This window comes from candidate division KSB1 bacterium (genome assembly GCA_022566355.1).
Taxonomy (GTDB): domain Bacteria; phylum Zhuqueibacterota; class JdFR-76; order JdFR-76; family DREG01; genus JADFJB01.
This window is the reverse complement of sequence record JADFJB010000209.1, coordinates 1-3180: the sequence shown is the minus strand read 5'-3', so window position 1 is coordinate 3180 and position 3180 is coordinate 1. Positions and strand designations below refer to the sequence as shown.

Genomic DNA, 3180 nt, shown 5'->3' with positions numbered 1-3180 from the left:
GGGATGCTGCAATGTGTCGTTCCCGAATGCTTTCAGGTTGTCCGAAAACCCCAAAACTGTCACCCCAGAGTGCTTTTATCGGGGGTCTATGGGCCTGTATAACAAGATTCCCGATAGGAGCATTCGGGAATGACAGTTTTATGAAGTTAACTGATTAATTAAAACAAAATGCCCAGAACAGCCCAACTCGCACAGGTGGGAAAACGAAAGATCGAGCTTTCTAATTTAGAGAAGGTTCTCTATCCCGATGACCAGATCATCAAAGCGGAGATCATCCAATATTATCTAAAAGCGGGTCCGACGATATTGAGCCATGTAAAGGGCCGGGCTTTATCCCTCATTCGATACCCCAATGGAATTGATGGTGAACAGTTCTTCCAGAAAAATCGACCGGATTGGTCGCCGGATTGGATCGAATATGTAACATTGGGCAAAGAAAAGAAGAACTATATCCTGGCTACAGAGGAAGCTTCATTGGTGTGGCTGGCAAATCTTGCCTGCCTGGAAATGCATCAAATGCATTCACGCAGTCCACACTTTGATAACCCGGATTATATTGTTTTCGATCTGGATCCGCCTGATGGCTATCCGTTTACGGGTGTTGTCGAAATAGGGCTGAATTTGAAGGAGCACATTGAAAATTTTGGCTACCATCCATTCGTAAAAACCACCGGGCGAAAGGGACTGCACATTGTAATACCCATAGAAACCAAATGGACCTTTAACCAGGCTTTCGAAGCTGCATCGGCAGTGGCAAAGCCTTTTGTGGATAAGTATAAACAAACCACTACATTGCATATCAAGAAGGATGCCCGTAAAGGCAAGGTGTTGGTGGATATCTATAGAAATCGCGGTTCGCAAACAATTGTTTCTCCCTATAGCCTGCGAGGTTTGCCGATGGCGCCGGTCTCCATGCCGCTGCGTTGGGAAGATTTGGCCGATGTTACCGATTTGAAAGTATTCAATATCCACACGGTGCCAGATTTGATTATAAGCGAGGGAGATGCCTGGGATGGAATCAGGGCGTATGCAACCAATCTTCATACCCAGCGCAAGCCGATAAAACAAGTCAAACAATTGAAGCCATCGCGAAGTTACAAAACTCCTGAAACTCTAAAAGGCTATGAGAAAAAAAGGGAGTTCGAAAAAACCTCCGAGCCCAAAGCCGAAGAGATCGGCGGAGACGGTAACGCTTTTGTCGTCCATAGACACCATGCATCACGACTTCATTATGATTTACGTTTGGAGCATGAAGGGACTTTAAGATCGTGGGCAGTTCCCCGCGGACTTCCTCCCAGACCAGGAATCAAACGGATGGCCATTTCCGTCGAAGATCATCCTTTAAAATATTTGAATTTCGAAGGAGAAATCCCAAAGGGCCAGTATGGCGGCGGCATGATGTGGATTTTTGCCCAGGGAAAATATGAAATCACCAAACAAAAAAAAGATGGCTTTTATTTTCGTCTGAACAGCAAAGCAGTCAACGGCGAGTACAGGATTTATCAAACACGGGGTAACGAATGGCTTTTTGAGCGTGTGGACAATCCGCAAATCGACTGGCTTCATGATCAAATAGATTTCATGCTTTCCTCCAGCCAAAGTAAACCGCCGCAATCGGATGATTATATTTATGAGGTCAAATGGGATGGGATTCGAGCGATGATTTCTATCGATGAAGGTGAAATAAGAATCCGTAGCAGGAACCAGCGAGATATTACAAACCAATTTCCTGAATTGCTGGCATTGGAACAATCCTTTCGTGTTAATGCAGGTTTGTTTGACGGTGAAATTGTTTGCCTCGATGAAGCGGGTAAACCGGACTTTAAGAAAACTGTGAACAGGTTGCATCACAACAGCGCGGGCGCAATCGAAAGAGCGCGGGCAAAAAATCCCGTGGTTTGTTATGTTTTCGATTGCCTGTATCTTGATGGCAGGTCATTGGTGAATGAGCCCCTGATGTTGCGTCGGGAATGGTTGGTGGACTCAATTAAACGGGATAGCCCGTACCGGGTGAGTGAGGCAATGGATGAAGGTGTGGAATTATTTAAGGCCACACAAGCTATGGGTCTCGAAGGCATCATGGCAAAGGAACGTGAAAGCAAATACTTGCCTGGAAAACGCAGCACAACCTGGATAAAGATAAAGGTGCGGCAAACCATCGATTGTGTAATTCTGGGTTATACCAAAGGAAAAGGCGATCGGGAGCCCTATTTTGGCGCCCTCCACATTGGCACGAAAAATGGCGCCGGATTTGACTACCTGGGAAAAGTGGGTAGCGGATTTGATACCCGGTTATTAAAGAGTATTTATTCCGAACTCAAAAGGTTGAAAGTAACAAAAAGGCAGATCAAGGAAAAACCATTGGGTGATGCCGAATCCATCTGGCTGGAACCGACTTTGGTTTGTGAAATACAATACGCATCCAAAACCAGTAATGGAACCCTGAGAGAACCGGTTTTTGTTCGCCTGCGGCCGGATTTAATGAAATAAACGGACTTACTATTCTTACAATAAATCAAGACAAATCCTTACAGATCAAATAGTTAAACTATGGTAGATACATTAACTTGATCAAAGTATCAGAGAGTGAACTAAATAATTTGAATTTCAAGAATTATATAACTACCTTCCTGATCTAACTATTGAAAATTCAAGGAATTATCGAATATTATTTTGTAACCTGATCTATTCATTGACCTTATCATTGTCATCCGGAGGGATCTATTTTGTAACTAATTTATATTTACGATTTACTACTTCCTTTTTTTGGAAATAGATTCTTCCTGAATGACATTCAATTAGGAAACTTTAAGCTTAAAACTATAATTCATGAATTATTCAAGCTAATAAAAAAATTATTTTCAACAAATAAATGAGGTAACCCATGAGAGCTATGTGGAAAGGCCATATCCGGTTTTCGCTGGTAACCATACCGGTTCGGATTTATAATGCCATCGAATCACAGCAAACCGTACGTTTCAATCAACTTCACAAAGATTGTAATGGCCGAATCAAGTATGAAAAAAAATGTAAAAAATGCGAACAGGTTGCGAAACCCGAGGATATTGTCAAAGGCTACGAGTACGAACCGGACCAATATGTTATCGTCGAACCGAGTGATTTTGATAATTTGAAATTGAAAAGTACAAAAGTAATCGACATTGAGGGATTTTTTGATGC

2 protein-coding genes are annotated in these 3180 nt (G+C 42.6%); both read left to right on the top strand.

What is annotated here, in order from left to right:
* Window positions 1-168 precede the first annotated feature (168 nt).
* Window positions 169-2490: a non-homologous end-joining DNA ligase gene (ligD, locus tag IIC38_20245; protein ID MCH8128252.1), complete on the top strand. Its 2322-nt coding sequence runs from the start codon at window positions 169-171 to the stop codon at window positions 2488-2490.
* A 394-nt stretch (window positions 2491-2884) separates the two neighbouring features.
* On the top strand, window positions 2885-3180 hold a 296-nt coding region (locus tag IIC38_20240; GenBank protein ID MCH8128251.1), incomplete at its 3' end, for a Ku protein.